The 17,589-nt window shown below is 43.9% G+C and carries 9 protein-coding genes; all 9 read right to left on the bottom strand.

All coding sequences use genetic code 11. The annotated features are described in order from the left end of the window. Nucleotides 1-294: 294 nt before the first annotated feature. The 9 genes from selD to Q7J63_RS05860 all read right to left on the bottom strand — a co-directional run bounded on the left by selD (nt 295) and on the right by Q7J63_RS05860 (nt 17,579). On the bottom strand, nt 295-1,335 hold the full coding sequence (selD, locus tag Q7J63_RS05900; RefSeq protein WP_304884675.1) for a selenide, water dikinase SelD: 1,041 nt from the start codon (nt 1,333-1,335) through the stop codon (nt 295-297). After that, nucleotides 1,298-2,362: a tRNA 2-selenouridine(34) synthase MnmH gene (gene mnmH, locus Q7J63_RS05895; protein WP_304884673.1), complete on the bottom strand. Its 1,065-nt coding sequence runs from the start codon at nt 2,360-2,362 to the stop codon at nt 1,298-1,300. Before mnmH ends, selD begins: the two co-directional genes overlap by 38 nt. Nucleotides 2,363-2,817: 455 nt before the next feature. Continuing rightward, a complete protein-coding gene (gene trxA / locus Q7J63_RS05890; RefSeq protein ID WP_019596828.1) occupies nt 2,818-3,138 on the bottom strand; it encodes a thioredoxin in 321 nt (106 codons plus the stop codon). A gap of 189 nt (nt 3,139-3,327) precedes the next feature. Further along, a complete protein-coding gene (dnaE, locus tag Q7J63_RS05885) occupies nt 3,328-7,614 on the bottom strand; it encodes a DNA polymerase III subunit alpha (RefSeq protein ID WP_304884671.1) in 4,287 nt (1,428 codons plus the stop codon). 362 nt (nt 7,615-7,976) lie between these two features. Then, nucleotides 7,977-8,609, bottom strand: a complete 633-nt coding sequence (gene rsmG, locus Q7J63_RS05880; RefSeq protein ID WP_019596831.1) for a 16S rRNA (guanine(527)-N(7))-methyltransferase RsmG — start codon at nt 8,607-8,609, stop codon at nt 7,977-7,979. Nucleotides 8,610-8,755: 146 nt separating this feature from the next. Beyond that, a complete protein-coding gene (locus Q7J63_RS05875) occupies nt 8,756-10,129 on the bottom strand; it encodes a vanadium-dependent haloperoxidase (protein ID WP_304884669.1) in 1,374 nt (457 codons plus the stop codon). Between the two features lie 159 nt (nt 10,130-10,288). Further along, nucleotides 10,289-13,573 (bottom strand): VCBS repeat-containing protein, encoded by a 3,285-nt coding sequence (locus Q7J63_RS05870; protein WP_304884667.1) that lies wholly within the window; start codon nt 13,571-13,573, stop codon nt 10,289-10,291. A 108-nt stretch (nt 13,574-13,681) separates the two neighbouring features. Beyond that, entirely contained in the window at nt 13,682-17,011 is a 3,330-nt protein-coding gene (locus Q7J63_RS05865; protein WP_370691870.1) for a VCBS repeat-containing protein, read from the bottom strand. A 1-nt stretch (nt 17,012) separates the two neighbouring features. After that, nucleotides 17,013-17,579 (bottom strand): hypothetical protein, encoded by a 567-nt coding sequence (locus Q7J63_RS05860; RefSeq protein WP_304884663.1) that lies wholly within the window; start codon nt 17,577-17,579, stop codon nt 17,013-17,015. Nucleotides 17,580-17,589: the final 10 nt, after the last annotated feature.

Raw genomic sequence — 17,589 nt, 5'->3', positions numbered from 1 at the left:
AGGCAAAATTTAGAGTGACCGGAAAATCAATTCTTTGTTTTAGTGATTGCCCTATAAATTTCCAAATTCCAAAAAGCACTATTAAAATGAGGCCAAGATTGATGGCTTGCCAAAGCAGAATATTGAGTCCGGTTATGTTGAAGTCGTTGACCAAAATCATAGCTATCGATTTAAATTAAAGTTTCAATAGGGTTGAATTGAAGAGTAAGATACTTATCCCGACTAAGATGCGCTTCAAATTTTTATTTTCTCTAATTTTTTTCAGAACCCATTTAAACCCACCATTTGTGGCTTTTAGGAAAGTTTGACCACGGATTCACCCTTTTGCATAAAAGCCCCGATCAAGAAGGACTGGGAACCTTCATCTACCATCCATTTCTCGAACACCTCTTTTTTGCTGGGATCAACTGCCAGCATCAATCCACCACTGGTTTGTGGATCGCAAAGGATGACAAGCTCCATTCCGTTCACACCTTCTGTTTTGGCGCTGAAGGCATTCCAGTTTCTGTAGGTATTGTCTGGGAAAATAAACTGGTCAATATAGGCCTGAACGCCATCAATCAAAGGGATATCTTTTAATACAATATTTGCAGAAAGCCCAGAACCTTCACACATTTCGATCAAATGACCGACCAAACCAAAGCCTGTAACATCTGTCATCGCATGGACAAAGGATACAGGGCCAATTTTCTCGCCGATGCTGTTCAACTCACAGGTATATTGAATCAGTTTTTGGTAATCGTCTACGTTGATCTTCTCCCTTTTCAAAGCCGTGGCCAATACGCCGATGCCGATGGGTTTGGTGATATAGATAAGGTCTCCTGCTTTTGCCCCGTTATTGGTCTTCAGGTTCACGGGATCGATGGAGCCAGTGACGGATAAGCCGAAAATCGGGTCTTTTGCTGCAATGCTATGCCCTCCAGCGATGATGACACCCGCTTGGCCACAAATGGCTTTGGCGCCCTCCAAGACCTTAGCGGCTAGCTCTGGCGCAAGCTTCTCCACAGGCCAGCTCAGGATTGCATTTGCGAAAAGAGGCTTACCTCCCATGGCATAAATGTCTGACAGGGCATTGGCCGCTGCAATCCTTCCAAAATCATAAGGATCATCTACGATTGGCGTGAAAAAATCAACCGTATTGATGACCGCTTGGTTTTCCGAGATCAGGTAAACTGCGGCATCGTCTTTTTTGTCATTGCCGACCAAAAGATTTTGATCGGGCTTCTGTATGGTTTGACTGCTTCCCAGAATTTGGTCCAAAACGGCCGGAGCGATTTTACAGCCACAACCCGATCCTTCACTCCACTGTGTCAGTTTGATTTCCACTTTTTGCATTGATATCATTTTTTATTTTGAGTAGATTTTGGCAAGCCTCGGATAATGGGATTTGGGATAGATCCAGAGAAAATTCGTGTTGACGAATGGGTTTGTTCAGGTCAAAACCATAAGTTTTGTCGTAATAGACCAACATGTTTTCAATCCAGGATCGGTGTCTCCCCATTTCCAGATCTTCTAGGGCTTCTGTGGTTCTAAGTCCTCCCAGCTTATTGCTCAGCCTGAGGATGGCATTTTTTAATTCTTCCTTGGGCAGGGAAGCATATTCTTCTTCGATATGTGTGATCCGCTCCGCTTCGGTTTTGGAAATTTTGATGATCGGAGCGGTCAGGATTTGTTGGAATATCCCATCTGGAAGTGTCACCTTCCCGATATTCCTACTTTCGTTTTCAATCCAAATCGGATGTATTTGATCCAATTGAATCAACCTTTCGGCAAGGAGATTTTCAAATTGTTCTACACTGGGTTGCTTCTCTTGGCCAATTCCCCCGAAGGAGGAACCTCTATGGTGGGCTAAACCTTCCAGATCGACCACTTGTTCACCTTTGTCCTCCAGTGCTTTGAGCAAAACGGTTTTACCTGTCCCGGTTTTTCCACCTAGGACAATGAAATTATAGGGTTTTCGGACTCTTTCATAGGTAAAGGTTCGGTAGGTTTTGTAACCTCCTTTTAATCTGAACACCTCAAAGCCGACCATTCCCAGTAGCCAAGACAATATTTGACTCCTCATCCCGCCCCGCCAACAATAGAGGAGAATTTTTTTGTCAGGATAATTCAGCAGGACTTCCTTTTGGATTTGATGAAATCTTGGTCCAACCAGTTCAAAGCCCTTGAGGACTGCAGATTCATTCCCCTCTTGCTTATAAAGTGTACCCACAATTTCTCTCTCCCCATCATTTAAAATCGGTAAGTTTAGGGCTCCTGGGATATGACTTTGAATAAATTCACTCTCGCTACGGGCATCTAGGATGGGAAGTGTTTCCCGTAATTTCAAGAATTCAGAGAGGGTTATTAATTTTTCCGACATATTTTGAAAGCTACTAAAAATAAAATGAATAATTGAGGATGAGAATAATGCTTGGTTGTATACGTAATCTAGAACTTGAAGCAAAGATTTTTGTTTGGAAGGAAATCACTCGGAATACCAGGTTTGTTTTTGGGTTTTGTCCAATTGTATTTTTTTGTGATTGGGCTATTTTCCCGAGTGGCTTCTTGACAACTTCAACAGTTTTTAAGCTCCATTTTAAAAGTGAGATTTAGGGATTTGAGTCAAGACGGTGTTGTTAAAAACGGTGCAGTGTATACCCCAATAGGGCAAATGAATCACCTCTCATTTGAAGACCAAATTAGTGGAGGGAATTTAACATTCTATTTTTATAGATTTAAAAAGGAAAGTGACAATCCTTGAAATTTGGGAAGAAAAAAAGGGTAATAATAACAAAACCCCGAAAACTGGTTTCGGGGTTTTGTTTAAGGGACTAATTATAATTGAGCGTCCAATTTTTTAGCTAAAACTGCTTTTGGAACTGCACCAACTTGTTTGTCAACGATTTCGCCACCTTTGAAGAACAAGAGGGTGGGAATGCTTCTGATGCCGAATTGCTGTGCAACGCCAGGGTTGGCATCTACATCCACTTTTCCGATGATGGCTTTGCCCTCATAATCTCCGGCCAATTCTTCCACCAAGGGTCCGATCATTTTACACGGGCCACACCATTCTGCCCAAAAATCGACCAAAATTGGTTGGTCAGAATTCATGATTTCCTCAAAATTTGCGTCAGTAATTTCTATTGCTTTTGCCATTGTATTGTATTTATTGATATTTCTTAATTTTCAAATATACTTCTAAAGTAGAAAAGGGGTTGATAAGTTCCTAATGTGAGGAATTTTATCCTGAAAGGCAGGATTATTTCCCAATTTCATAATTGACACAAGCTTCGAAAATTCAGTCAAATTTGTTGATTTTTCTGGGCAACGCATCAATTCCCCATCTTAAATGATTTGATAAACCACCTCCGGGAGTTGGTCCAAGTCCTTGATCATCTCATTGGAAGGGTCTATGGAATACCGGCTGGACATCAAGTCCAAAGTGATGTTTTCTTTCCTGTCAATTACATTGATGTACAGTTTGGCCTCCCCTTTATACTTTTTGGTGATGGCTTCGAGTTTTTCCATCAGGTCTAAAGTAAGATCATCCAAGTCGATATTCACCCGAAGTCCCTTGATCATTTTCGCACGGACTTCGCCGAGGAGCATGATTGAATTGATTTTGAATTCAAACTCATTTTCCTTCCACCGGTTTGGATGTACAGACCCAATGATATACAGGTGCCAGCCTGTCATGAAATACTCCTTGAACTTGACATAGTCTTCCCCAAAAATGAAAAACGTATGGCCACCATGGTAATCTTCCATGGTCAAGGTGCCAAAAGGTTTTCCGGTTTTGGTTGTTCTATGGGCAAAACTCGTCACCATCCCAGCTATTCTCAAATCACCCTTGGAGCGAAGTGCTTCAATGTTGGCCATATCCGGGAGAGGCGTGTTCGTAAAGGAATCAATTTCAATTTTGAACTGATCCAAGGGATGCCCAGAGATATACAATCCCACGACTTCCTTTTCGATGTTCAATTGCTGCAACTGGCTGAAGGGTTCCATGGGGGGGATTGTTGGAAGCGGAACTTCCATTCCCGATCCTCCGCCAAATAGACTCACCTGAGAACTTTCAGATTCTTGCTGGACTTTGACGGCGTATCTCACAGCCTTCTCCAGCAAGGTTCCTTCTCCTTCCGGTGCCTCGAGATATTGTCTTCTATGGTGTGCGTGGAAGCAGTCAAATCCACCTCCCATGGCCAAGGCCTCAAGGGTTTTTTTATTGACAGCTTTGGAATTCACTCTTTTTGTAAAATCGAAGATGTTGAGGTAATTTCCCGTTTTTTCCCGGTCAGCGATGATCGCATGCACCGCGGCACTGCCAGCGCCTTTGATGGCTGCCAACCCGAACCTGATTTTCCCTTCTTTGTTGACGGTAAATCCGCTTTTGGATTCATTGACATCTGGACCCAATACTGCCAATCCCATCCGTTTGCATTCCTCCATAAAGAAGGTCACCTGACTGATGTCGTTCATGTTGTTACTCAATACGGAAGCCATGTATTCGGCTGGGTATCGCGCCTTTAGGTAGGCCGTTTGATACGCTATCCAAGCGTAACAGGTGGAGTGGGATTTATTGAAGGCATACGAAGCGAAGGCTTCCCAGTCTTTCCAGATTTTTTCCAATCTTTTGGCATCATGCCCTTTTGCGGAGGCTTGCTGCACAAATTTGGGTTTCATTTTGTCCAAAACATCTTTCTGTTTCTTACCCATCGCCTTTCGCAGCACATCGGCCTCACCTTTGGTAAATCCAGCAAGTTTCTGAGACAAAAGCATTACTTGTTCTTGATAGACTGTGATCCCGTAAGTTTCCTCCAGGTATTCTTTCATGTCCTCCAAATCATAAACAATGGGCTCGGTCCCATGCTTACGCCCAATAAAACTCGGGATATATTCCAATGGACCCGGACGGTAAAGCGCATTCATGGCAATCAAATCCGCAAAAACGGTGGGTTTCAGTTCCCGCATGTATTTTTGCATCCCCGCAGATTCATACTGGAATATGCCAACGGTTTCCCCTTTCTGAAAAAGTTCGTAGGTTTTCTCATCGTCAATCGGAAAATTATCCGGATCGAGTTCAATGCCGTGCCGTTCTTTTACGATTTTGACGGCATCCTTGATCAAGGTCAGGGTTTTCAATCCCAAAAAGTCCATTTTTAGCAAGCCGGCATTTTCCACCACCGAGTTGTCAAACTGGGTGCAGACCATGTCTGAATCCTTGGCCAAGGCCACCGGAACAAAATCCGTGATGTCACTTGGGGTAATGATCACCCCACAGGCATGGATCCCTGTATTCCGAACAGATCCTTCAAGAACGGCCGCTTGGTTGACCGTTCTGGAAAGGCTGTCATTGGCTTTGGAAATCCGGATCAGCTCCTCTGCACGTCCTATGTTTTCTGAATTGTTTTTGAGCTTGTCCGCCAACTTCGCCCTATCCAATCCGACTGCAAAGAGTGCTTTGAGCTTGATGTCCGGTACCAATTTGGAAAGTCTGTCCGCATCAGCTAATGGTAAATTAAGTACCCTTGCGGTATCCCTGATCGCAGATTTGGCTGCCATGGTTCCATAGGTAATGATCTGGGCAACTTGATTGGATCCGTATTTATTGATCACATAATCGATGACGCTTTGCCTGCCTTCGTCATCGAAGTCAATGTCAATATCTGGAAGGGAAACCCTGTCTGGATTTAGAAATCTCTCGAAGAGGAGGTCATACTTGATGGGATCTACATTGGTGATTTTGACACAATAAGCGACCGCCGATCCAGCGGCTGATCCTCTTCCCGGTCCCACGGACACGCCCATGTCCCGGGCCGCACGGGTAAAATCCTGTACGATCAAAAAGTAACCCGGATAGCCAGTCCGCTCAATCGTTGCCAATTCAAACTCCAGCCTCTCCACGATTTCCGGGGTGAGTTCCGGATAGCGCAATTTCGCCCCCTCATATGTCAGGAATTTTAGATAGGCATTTTCGCCTCGTTTTCCTCCATCTTCCTCATCTTTGGCATCTTTGAATTCTTCCGGAATATCAAATTTCGGAAGCAAAACCTCTCGCGCAAGTTTATAAGCTTCAATTTTCCCCTCAATCTCATTGGTACATTCAATCGCCTCCGGAAGATCTGCGAAGAGCTTCTTCATTTCCTCGGGTGTCTTGATGTAAAATTCCTCATTTGGGAATCCATATCGGAATTCACGGCCCCGTTTGCCGATATATTTCTTTGGTTTTTCCACCAATTCCCCATCTTTCACGCACAGGAGAATGTCATGGGCATTGGCATCTTTTTTCTGGTTGTAATAGGTGTTGTTGGCTGCAAAATATTTGACGCCGTATTTTTTGGCAAAGCCCAATAAAACCTCATTGACTTTTTCCTCTTCAGGAATGCCATGTCGGTTGAGTTCAACATAAAAATCCTCCCCAAATTGTTCTTTCCACCAGACAAATGCCTCCTCCGCTTGGGTTTCGCCCACATTGAGGATCAAAAAGGGGATTTCACCCCAGATCCCACCGGTTGTGGCGATCAGGTCAGTTTTGTACTCGAGAAGTACCTCTTTGTCAATTCTGGGGAGATAATAGAATCCTTGGATATTGGCATAGGAGGATAGCTTGGCCAGGTTGTGGTATCCAGCCTTGTTTTTTGCCAAGAGGACAGTTTGGTATCCATCGTCTTTTTGGGATTTGTTTCTCCTGTCTCTACAGACATTGAATTCACAGCCGACAATAGGTTTGATGTCATTGGCCAAAGCTTCCCGAACAAAGTGGAATGCGCCCATCATGTTGCCATGGTCAGTCATGGCAATGGCAGGCATGTTCAGTGACTTGGCCAATTGGATCATGGCCGGGATTTCCGAAGTGGCTTGAAGAATGGAATATTGGGTATGCACATGGAGATGCGTAAAAGGCACATCCTTCAGGTCAGAAATGTCCGCCTTACCCACTCCTTTCAACACATCTTTTGCGGCGGTTTTCTGTGGGTCTTTGGCTTGGGCAAAGTTGGCTGCCTCCAGTGTTGGTGCCTCATAAATGACTTCCCTGGCATCCAATCCCTTTTCGGGAAGCAGGATCTTTTGAGTGATCAGTCCGAAAAAACACCTTGCGGTTGCGTCGACGTCATAGGCTGCATCGTGGGCATCGACGAATCCTTTCCCGAATAATTTTTGGTGCAATTCCGTCAAAGTGGGCCACTTGAATTTGCCGCCTCTTCCCCCAGGTAAGGCGCAAAAATCCGTGGAAATGTCTTTGGTGTCCAGTTCCTGCTTTTCGAGCAGCTGCATTGGGATTTCTTTTCTCAAGAATTCCGATCCCACCACATTGATGTCAAAACCGACATTGTGACCGACCAAATATTTGGCCTTGACGACATCCAAGTGAAAAATCTCCAATACCTTGGAAAGTGAGTGCCCTTCCCTCAATGCCCTTGCAGTGGAGATTCCATGCACTTTTTCCGCATTGTAGGGGATTGTAAAGCCTTCCGGTTTGACCACGAAGTTATTGTTGGAAAGGAGCTTCCCTCTTTCATCGTGCAGCTGCCACGCAAGCTGAACTAGCCGCGGCCAATTGTCCAGATCTGTGATGGGGGCGTTGTAATCCCTTGGTAAGCCGGTGGTTTCGGTATCAAAAATAATGTACATAAAGACTTCTTGAATTTGGGGATTGTAAATTAAGATTTATCTCCCTGATGTGCCAATACTGTGGCGGAAATTGTCGGGATTTATTTTTAAAATTTCCCGGAAACCAAAAGGTCTACCTGACTTAAAACCGAGAATATTATAGTGTTTATTTTTGGCTTCCTATTTCCTTGGACGCGGGTGAAATTGGACCATCAAACAGGTGAGGAATCAGGTCCAAGTTTCAAATGAATTGTCCTAATCTTGCATGATTTGGGAAGATATTGATGCGCTGTAATACTTGGATCGGTGCGGGGCTCGTTTTTGGGATAAAAAAATTGAGGAAAAATCCGGAAGCGATTCTGAGAAGCACTTCCGGATCCAATTTACCTTTTGCCTTCCCAAGGCACAAATACCACTTTTTTTGTTTCGAAAAATTCTTCCTTAAAATAATCCTCCAGATGGTAATTGATATAGGACACCTGTAATTCTTCCATTTCCTCATCGACTTCCCCACCTTTCAGGAACAACATTCCATTTGGGAATTCATTGAAATCCTCTTTTTTGAACTTTCCTTTCATCCATGGATAAAAATTGGCGAATCGGGTCACTGCCCTGCTGATGATGAAATCGTATTTCCGCACCAATTCTTCGGCCCGGACTTGTTCGGCTTCGACATTGGACAATTTTAATTGTTTGACCACATCTTTGACAACCGTGATTTTTTTACCAATTGAATCCACCAAATGGAAATGGGTGTCAGGAAATAAGATGGCCAACGGGATCCCCGGAAAACCACCTCCTGTGCCGACGTCCAATATTTTGGTTCCAGGCTGAAAAGGCATGACTTTGGCGATTCCCAAGGCATGTAAAACATGGCGTTCGTAAAAAAAATCCATGTCCTTTCGGCTGATCAAATTGATTTTTTCATTCCAATCTTGGTAGATGGGACCCAATTTGGCAAACTGCTCTTTTTGCTTTTCTGTCAAATCAGGGAAATACTTGAGGATGATGTCCATTTTTTAAGATTGGGTAAATTCAGGTACAAAAATAGCTTGATTGAAAGAAATATCAGCCATTTTCCGAAAAATGTTAAAACAAAAGGAAAGAGGTTTCGGCTCTTTCCTTTTGCTATAGGTTTTATGAAGATCACGTTTGGATGTGATTATTTGATTTCTTCAGACTTGGCAGCAATTGCGCTGTTATTTTCATCCTTGCGTGTCTTTACTTTGGCAAGAAGGTGGTTGCCCACATGCGTTCCTTTGGTTGCACCATTGACAATCGCTGGCATGTAATGGATTCCTCCGTAAAGCCTGCTGATGGCGGCTTCTTCTGCGGCGAGCCTAAAAGAGTTAAATTCCCTAATCGGAAGTCCATAAGCTACTTCAGTGGAATCCACAAAATGAAAAGAATCCCCAAATAGATGTGTCAAAGTCTCCGCTGCGGCATTGGATACCACACTATGGCCGCTGGTATATTCAGGAAAAGGAGGGGTTTGCAATACAGGTAGCCAATCTTCGTCTATGAATCGGTTGATGTATGTTTCCGGGCGGATCACTACGCTCCGGTACTTTTCATCCCAGCAGGCAATGAATCCATCAAAAAGGGCGATGCTGGTCATTGCTAAGGCTTCCGCAGTTCCTTTCCAGTCCAGATTGGCTGTTTTGGAAGAAATCCCAGCAATACCCATCCAATGTCCACCCGGTGTGATTTTCTTTTCGGCAAACATGACATGGCCTTTTACATTCATCTTGTAGGGATTGCAATCCCAGAAAAAAGCAATGTCTTTTTGTTCCTTTGTAAGGTTACTGACAATGTTGAAAACATCTTTTGCCTCAGAAAAGAACTGACTGCTTGAATCTGAACTGAAAACTGTTGGAGGTGCGGAGATGAACTGATTGGCAGAATCCAGTGTGAGTGTTCTTATTTTGCTCCAATGAGGCTCTATTCCTTCCATGTAGGCCGGTGGCGTGGGCTGCCATGACCCCGGATCATTTCTGATCGTGTATTTTTCAAAGGATCTGCTTTGGTGATAATTGTCTTTTTTGGTGTACTCCAAGACGTGTTGGCCTACCGATTCACCCAAAGCCAAAGAGTTTTCAAAAACTTTACTGGGAATGCCTTTGGATTTGATTTCCTTCAGTGCTGTATTATAATGCGCATTCATCATCTCCTCCGAAAATATCAAAGCAGTGGCGACTTTGTAATAGGCTGCCAGAGAAGCTAAAGGATAATGGATTTCTACGGAGGTATCGAAGTTTGTTTTTTCAAAACCATTCAATTGGCCCATCATGGATTGGTAGGAAGAATCCGCCAATACAGCGACCTCATAGGCGGCAATGGAAGAATAGGCATAAATCCTGCTGGCTACAGGAGGTGAAAAAATATCATGGATCATGACATCCGTCAATTTGGTCTGTGCCGAAATTTGGTATGCGCCATCTTTCATGGCCTCTTTATAATCCCCATTTTCCTGGCAAGCCATTAGAGATCCTAAGAGCAACAAGATCAGGGTAGTTTTAATAAAAACTTGCATCATGGTTTCATTCTAATTTTTTTTAAACTCAAAGATAATAAATACTTGGTTTTCAGTCAAAACCCATTTCAAAATCTTGGCTTTCAATCCTTAAAACTAGCGATATTTCCCTTATTTCAAATGACTGCTGCTGCTGAAAATAAATGATTTTCGGCAGGTTTGTCAAGGAATCGGCTTGAGGAAAATCGGGCTTTTGTTATTTCGGACAGCGATGATGTGCAATTCCCCATTGATTGTGATTTTCTCAGCATTTCGGAATTCACCCCAATATTCCTGTGCATTCAACCCGATTGGGGTAGGGTTTATTTTTTCACCTTCAAGGACAAATAGGACCAAAGGTTGGGCTGCAGATGTGCCAAGATCATTTCTGAAACCATAGAAATTGCCTAAACCAAGCAGATAGCGTTTTTCATCCTTGCCTTTAAATATAACGAAATCCTGCATGGGGCTGAATTGTCCTTCTATGGGAAAGGGCTCAAATTGGAAATCACCGGCACCTTTGTTCCAGTAGATCCCTGATCTGAATTCATTTGCGACTTTGATCGCAGCGGCTTCCATTTGTTTAGGATCTAATAGCTCCTTCGGAGATTTTGTCTCTGCATATTCCGCATAGGAAGCGTGCTGTCTTTTTATTGCCGGGATTTGTTTGATCAAATCATCTCTGCTGGCAAAGGGCACCAGATATCCTCCCATATAATGGAAAAGCAAGGGGTCCTCCTGTCCATTGCCATCAAAATCGAAGTGATAAAGTTTGGTGGGATTTTCTGCATTGGCTTTCAGTTTTGAGTTGAGGCCAAGATTGCCAACAATGATTTCCTGCTTTCCGTCTCCGTCCAAATCCGCCACATTCAATCCATAATGCCAACCGGATTGATCCTCTAGAGAGTTTTGCTGGATTTCATAGGTTCCATTTTGGTTTCTTTGGTACACCTGGATTTTCATCCATTCTCCCACCAAAATCAAATCCTTATGACCTTTATTGTCTAAATCTGCCCAAACTGCCTTCTGGACCATTCCCGGAAGGAAATTTTTTCCGAAATACTGTTCAGTGGCATCTCTAAACCTTCCTTTGCCATCATTGAGCAGGAAGGTGCTTTTTGGATTGGCACCATAGTTACCTGTCACTACCGAAGCGCCTACAAAGAGGTCCAAAAACCCATCCCCATTTACGTCATGGACGGCAATGGTAGAGGTGTTTTCTCCGATGGGCGGCAGGGAGTTGGGAGAGAAAATCATATTTCCCTTTCCATCGTTTATAAAAACCCGATCAAAATTAATGAATTTGCCAGTTTCATGTTCGTTTCCCCCGCTGCCCACATAGAGATCCAAATGACCATCTTGATTGAAATCCTCAAATACAGCCACCACATCTTCTGCCATTTTTAGCTGCTCGAAAAACGGGTTTTGTGTTTTGGAAAATTGTCCATTGGGCTGTTGCAGAAAGATTGCACCGGGTTGGTTGGTGGCACCACCAAGGTAAATGTCCTCTAAACCATCTCCGTTGACATCGCCCACGGCGAGTGCGGGCCCTTCGGTGGAGAATTTTCGGGGGATCAAATATTCCCTTCGCATGTCATCAAAAGCGGTGTTTTCCAGATGAACCCAGTCAATTCCGGTGTCCGCAATTTCAAAAAAGGCTTTTGTTTTTCCAGATGGGATTTTGGTGCTTTTGCCAGCGCCTTGTTGGAGAATATGCTTTTGGCTTACAGTCAAACCAATAAAAGATTCTTGCACATTTCCGGGCCAGACGACCAGGATCGAATCCAAGACAGGGCTGTCACCCAAGCCGAAAGTGAGGGTGGTGGAAACTCCCGATTGGAAGCCGCGGCTGGTGGTCAGGGTTTGGTGGAGGATTTCCTCTCCGCGAAAAACCATCACTTGCGCCCCTATCCCAAAAGTATTGAAGCTGTTCGCTTTGAGATCAAATTGAATGAAATGCTTGGCCTGCATTGCAGAACTATTGTTTCGGTAGACAAAAGCTTCTTGGTCACTGTTGTTGACAATAAGGTCCAAATCCCCATCATTGTCCAAATCCGCATAAGAGGAGCCATTGGAATAGGAGGCTTGATCCAATCCCCAATTTTTGGAGGTATTGGTAAAAACCAAATCCCCTTGATTGTGGTAAGCGTGGTTGGGAACCATCACGGTTGGCATCATTTCAATCTGTTTTTGAAGGATTTCCGCTGCAGTCAGTCCAGAACCTAGGTCCTGGCTGTATTGGATGAAATCGAGATCGTTAGGCCTCTTGACGATTCCGTTGGTGATGTGGATGTCTTTTTTTCCGTCATTGTCCATGTCAAAAATCAGGGGTGACCAGCTCCAGTCCGAGGCGTAGGTATTTGTCAACAGACCGATTTCAGAGAATCGCCCATTGCCGAGATTGAGCTGGAGATGGTTGCGGACATATTGGTCCTTGTAGCCCAAACGCTTTTTGATATCATATACTTCTTGCTTGTCTTCCCCTACGGATTTCATCCAAATTTTTGGGTCTTCGGGCAGCATGTCTGTGGTGAAAATGTCAGGCCTTCCATCATTGTTGATGTCGTTGATGTCATTTCCCATGCTGTAGCGGCTGGTGTTGCTGATGAATTCCTGAAGGGATTCCCTGAAAGTTCCGTCTTGTTGGTTGATGTACAAGTAATCGTCTTCGGTAAAGTCATTGGAAACATACAGGTCAATCCAGCCATCACCATTTATATCCGCAGCAGCAACTCCCAATCCAAAGCCGAGGCTGCTGGAAAGAATCCCCGCTTCTTCGGTGACTTCAATCATTCTGTTTTCACCTTCCGACAAAAGGTTTTTGAAGAGTTTGTCACCACCCTTTTCATCCTGATTGTCAAACTTGGTATCGGAATGGGAAAAGACTTCTGGTTTTTTGATGGAATGGTTCAAAAGGTAGAGATCCAAATCTCCATCGTGGTCATAATCCAAAAACAAAGCATGTGTGGAAAACCCCACGAAATCCACGCCGTATGCAGCGGCCATTTCCGTAAAACCCAAATCCCCATTGTTGATGTAGAGTTTGTTTTTGCCGGAAAGTCCTTTGTAATCTCCCACTTGGCAAACGTAGATGTCTAGCCATCCGTCTCCATTGACATCCGCCATGGTTACGCCAGTGGACCATCCGCCATCGCCGGTTACGCCTGCTCGTAGGGTGATGTCTTCAAATTGGAAATTGCCTTTGTTGAGATAGAGTTTGTTTTCACCTTGATTGGAAGTGAAATAAATATCCACCAATCCGTCATTGTTGATGTCACCGGTGGCAACTCCTCCTCCATTGTAAAAATAGAGGTACTCCAAAATATTCATTTCCGCTGTGGAGACCAAATCATTCCGAAAGGAAATCCCTGTTTGATCAGAGGAAAGTAGCGTGAACAGTTTTTCTTCTTCCGGTTTGCCGCAGGCGACTATGACGAGAAAAAGGAGAGAGGCAAATATTCTGAACATTAAAATTTTTCTTTTAAATTATTAAAGTGGTGGTATTCAATGCCGGGAATCTACTCCATAGTCCCCAAGATTTGGTTTCCAATTTCTCTCTTTCGGCATTCACTTTCTTCAATACTTCCAAAATTCCAACGCATCATTGTTTTTCACCACCATCATCAGCCTTTGCCCGGAAATTTCAAAAGAGTGGAGGCCACGGATATCTCCATGGAGTTGGAGACCATGAAGGGCATTGGGTTGGAAATCGAAAGTACCATCGCCTTTCCCCAGAAGAACGTCTCCGTAACTGGCGTCGTATTTTCCAACCTCTGGTTTTGCAGCGGAAAGATTGCCGCCCAAAATAAGATCTTCTATTCCATCACCATTGATATCTGTCACCAATATGCCGTAGATCCATGACCTTTGGGCCATTCTGGGCAGTGGCTTGATCTCAAATTTTCCAGCACCAAGGTTCATCATGATGGCAGAGGAGAAGAAATTGGCCTCTTGGACGATTGCCTTCTCGAGCTCATCCTCGGAGAATATTTCCTCAAGAGCCTGGTTGTTGTAAGCACTGTATTTTAAAAACCTTTTTTTAATCGAAGGGATTTGCCTTTCAAGTTCATGCTTGAGCGTGAAAAGGACATGCTTGTCACCGTATTTTTGTGTAAAAAGATGTTCTACACTTCCATTTTGGTCAATATCATTGATGAATAATCGGATGGGATTTTCCAGACTCGCCTTGAACCGGGTATTCAGCCCGTGATTGCCAAGCACCAAATCAGGTTTTCCATCCTTGTTGAAGTCACCGATGGCAATGCTTTGGTACCAGCCTTTGTGATTTTCCCATTCGGGCATCTCTATTTTTTCCAAGGATTTCCCGGTATTCCTGAAAAGAGTAGGGGCCATCCATTCCCCGACCAAAATAAGGTCTTCCTTGCCGTCGCCATCATAGTCAATGAGGGCGGCATCGGTGACCATGCCAATTTCATGTAGGCCTGGTGCCAAAGAAGCTGTTTCGTTTATAAAGTTTCCCTTTCCGTCATTGATCAGGAGGTAACTGCTGGCGGGAACACCATAGACAAAGGGAATCAACCTTCCCCCGACGAAAATATCCAGGTGGCCATCTCCATTCATGTCAAACACCTTGACCACGGAAGAGCTGATTTTTAATCCCGCTATCCCGCTGTCTTGTGCCTTGGTGAATTTTCCTTTCCCATCATTCAGATAAAGCCTATCGGCAAGGTCAATCGCCCCAAAACCGGATTCATTTCCACCGGAGGTGACAAAAAGGTCAAGATGACCATTACCATTGGCATCAAAGAAAACTGCATCGGTGTCCTCAGAAAACCGATCGGTTTCAAAAACTTCCTGAATGGATTTTTGAAAGGTTCCATTCTTTCTTTGCACAAAGAGCTGTCCAGCAAAGCCTTTGGCAGCTCCGAGATAAATGTCTTCCAAACCATCTCCATTGATGTCCCCAAAGGCTGCTTTTGGCCCTTCTGTGGAAAGCATATGGTAGGTCAAACGGTCCCGATCAAAATCCACGAACTGGTTTTCCTGATGGGTGAAGTCCAGAATTGATTTTGCATCGGTTTTTGTGAAAATCGGTTCGGGTAAAGCAGGAAAGAATTGATAACCCAGGGGCGGATCGACTGCTTCTTCCCACTTTAATGTCAGGAGCTGGTCTGCCAATATTTCTTTGAGTATGGTAACTTTCCCATCCGGCCACCTTACCTGAACCTCGTCAAGTTGATCCACCGTGCCCAGACCAAAGGTAAGTTTGGGATCTACTGAGGATTGGAAACCCCTATTTGGCATTTGTTCTTGATAGAATATTTGGTCACCTACCTTCAGCCGGATTTGGGTTCCCACGGCAGCGGTATTTCGGTTTTTCCCGATAAGTTGGATTTGAAGGCTGTGGTTTTCCGGGAAGAATTGCTTGCTCTTGTTTTTGTAAATCAAGACCTCATTGTTCACATTGTTGATCACCAAATCCAAAGTGCCGTCATTGTTCAAATCGCCATAAGCCGAACCATTGGAATGGATGGGATCTCCCAAACCCCATTCATGAACCACATTGGTGAAATTCAAATCACCACGGTTCTTAAAGACGTAATTGGAAATGGGATTGATGGGGATGGGGTCTACTAAAGCTTTGTAATTCACTCCTGATTGTGTGATGATTTTCTTTTTGGTTTCATCATTACCGATAAAATTGAGATAATCCAAGTCGGTGATGTCCTGATAAATCCCATTGGCCACAAAAAGATCCTTGAGTCCATCATTGTCCATATCAAAGATCAAGGCTCCCCAGCTCCAGTCAGTTGCTTCAAGGCCTGCCATTCTTCCCATATCGCTGAATGTCCCATCTCCATTGTTTACATGAAGCATGTTGCGGGTATATTGGTAATGGTACCCGTGTTCCACGTTGAATTGGAATTTGTCCCAGCTTTCAAAAGTGGTGATCTGTTTTAGTCTTTCCTGCGACTCTGGAAGCATTTCGGTTACAAAAATATCCAGCAATCCGTTATTGTTGATGTCTGCAATATCCGCTCCCATGGAGGCTGCACTGGTGGACCGCATGTGGGATTCAAGTTTTTCGGAGAATGTCCCGTCCTGATTGTTGATGTAGAGGTAATCTCTTTCGAAGAAGTCATTGGAAATAAAAATATCCATCCATCCATCTTGGTTGACATCGCCGATAGTAATGCCAAGTCCAAATCCAATTAGGCTGCCATAGATACCCGCTTCCTCACTGACATCCGTAAACTTTTCTCCGTCATTCCGGAAAAGCTTGTCACCTCCGACGGGATCCCTTTTTGGGCGTTCATTCTGCATCTTGTTGAAACTACCGATAGATTGGTAGCTGTTGTTCAAGAGATAGACATCCAAGTCGCCATCATTGTCAAAATCAAAAAAAACAGCGTGGGTGGAATATCCTTGGTCAGCCAGGCCATAAGCTTCGGCCATCTCCGAAAAAGTCCCGTCACCGTTGTTGATGAAGAGTTCATTCTGTTTGTTGTCCCCGCTGATATCTCCCGAATTGCAGACATAAATATCAAGCAAACCATCACCATTGATGTCGGCCATGGCAACGCCGGTACTCCATGCACGGGTCCCTGCGACTCCGGCTTCCTCGGTGACATCACGGAATTTGAATTCGCCTTCGTTGAGGTAGAGTTTGTTTGTGCCAAGATTGGAGGTGAGGTAAATATCCAAAAGCCCGTCGTTATTGACATCGCCCAGGGCCACGCCACCCCCATTGTAGAAATTTCGATAGGTGAAAATATTGAACTCCTCGTCGAAGGGAAGATCATTCCGGAAGTCAACACCTGAGATAGCAGCGTCTATTTTTTCAAATACAGTGTCTTTTTTTTGTGTATCAACCTGCTTACAGCCAGAAATGAGGCTTATTGCAAACAAATAAGAAAGAAAGCTTGAATTGATTTTCATCTTCATCTTATTTTATTTCTGAAATTCCTTTAACTCTGAGGTCAAGCATTTCGACCCTGACCAGTGTCCTTTCTTTTATAAATGCGCGGATCAGACGGTTTCCATCTATCTTAACCCAAACACTGACTTTTCCACTTTTGTCCTTGACTTCAAAAAAACCTTTTCCATACCAACCTTCTAAAAAGGAAACCACATCTTCAAGCAACTTTTCATTTGTAGTTTCTGGAGAGGTGGGGGTCCAACCAAGATAGCGGAATTCAATCGGCATAAAATAGAGCATATCATTTTCAAATTGGGGATAGAAATACATCTCCGTCTCTTTTCCGGATGGCATTTCAGGGGAATATCGGACTTGTAGTTCATGGGCACCGTTGACCAATACTCCCTTCTTGTTCCACTCCCAGCAAGTCGTGTAAAAGTCTTTCTTATTCATGCCAAATTTCAGGTCGAGGAATAATTCTTCGACCACTTTCCCCGAAGAAAGTTCCCTTTCCTTGATTGAATCATATTCTGACTTGGTCTGGCAAGAATAGACCAAACTGAATGCAAAAAGGGCAATAAATATTCTGATCATTTTTTGTTCA

Origin of the sequence: Rhodonellum sp., assembly GCF_030656585.1 — a bacterium.
GTDB classification, from domain to species: domain Bacteria; phylum Bacteroidota; class Bacteroidia; order Cytophagales; family Cyclobacteriaceae; genus Rhodonellum; species Rhodonellum psychrophilum.
This window is presented reverse-complemented; position numbering and strand designations above follow the sequence as displayed.

Coding starts and splice junctions, on each gene's coding strand:
- Q7J63_RS05870 (WP_304884667.1), bottom strand. CDS start 13,573: ATGTTCAGAATATTTGCCTCTCTCCTTTTTCTCGTCATAGTCGCCTGC.
- Q7J63_RS05860 (WP_304884663.1), bottom strand. CDS start 17,579: ATGATCAGAATATTTATTGCCCTTTTTGCATTCAGTTTGGTCTATTCT.
- Q7J63_RS05865 (WP_370691870.1), bottom strand. CDS start 17,011: ATGAAGATGAAAATCAATTCAAGCTTTCTTTCTTATTTGTTTGCAATA.
- trxA (WP_019596828.1), bottom strand. CDS start 3,138: ATGGCAAAAGCAATAGAAATTACTGACGCAAATTTTGAGGAAATCATG.
- rsmG (WP_019596831.1), bottom strand. CDS start 8,609: ATGGACATCATCCTCAAGTATTTCCCTGATTTGACAGAAAAGCAAAAA.
- mnmH (WP_304884673.1), bottom strand. CDS start 2,362: ATGTCGGAAAAATTAATAACCCTCTCTGAATTCTTGAAATTACGGGAA.
- Q7J63_RS05875 (WP_304884669.1), bottom strand. CDS start 10,129: ATGATGCAAGTTTTTATTAAAACTACCCTGATCTTGTTGCTCTTAGGA.
- selD (WP_304884675.1), bottom strand. CDS start 1,335: ATGCAAAAAGTGGAAATCAAACTGACACAGTGGAGTGAAGGATCGGGT.
- dnaE (WP_304884671.1), bottom strand. CDS start 7,614: ATGTACATTATTTTTGATACCGAAACCACCGGCTTACCAAGGGATTAC.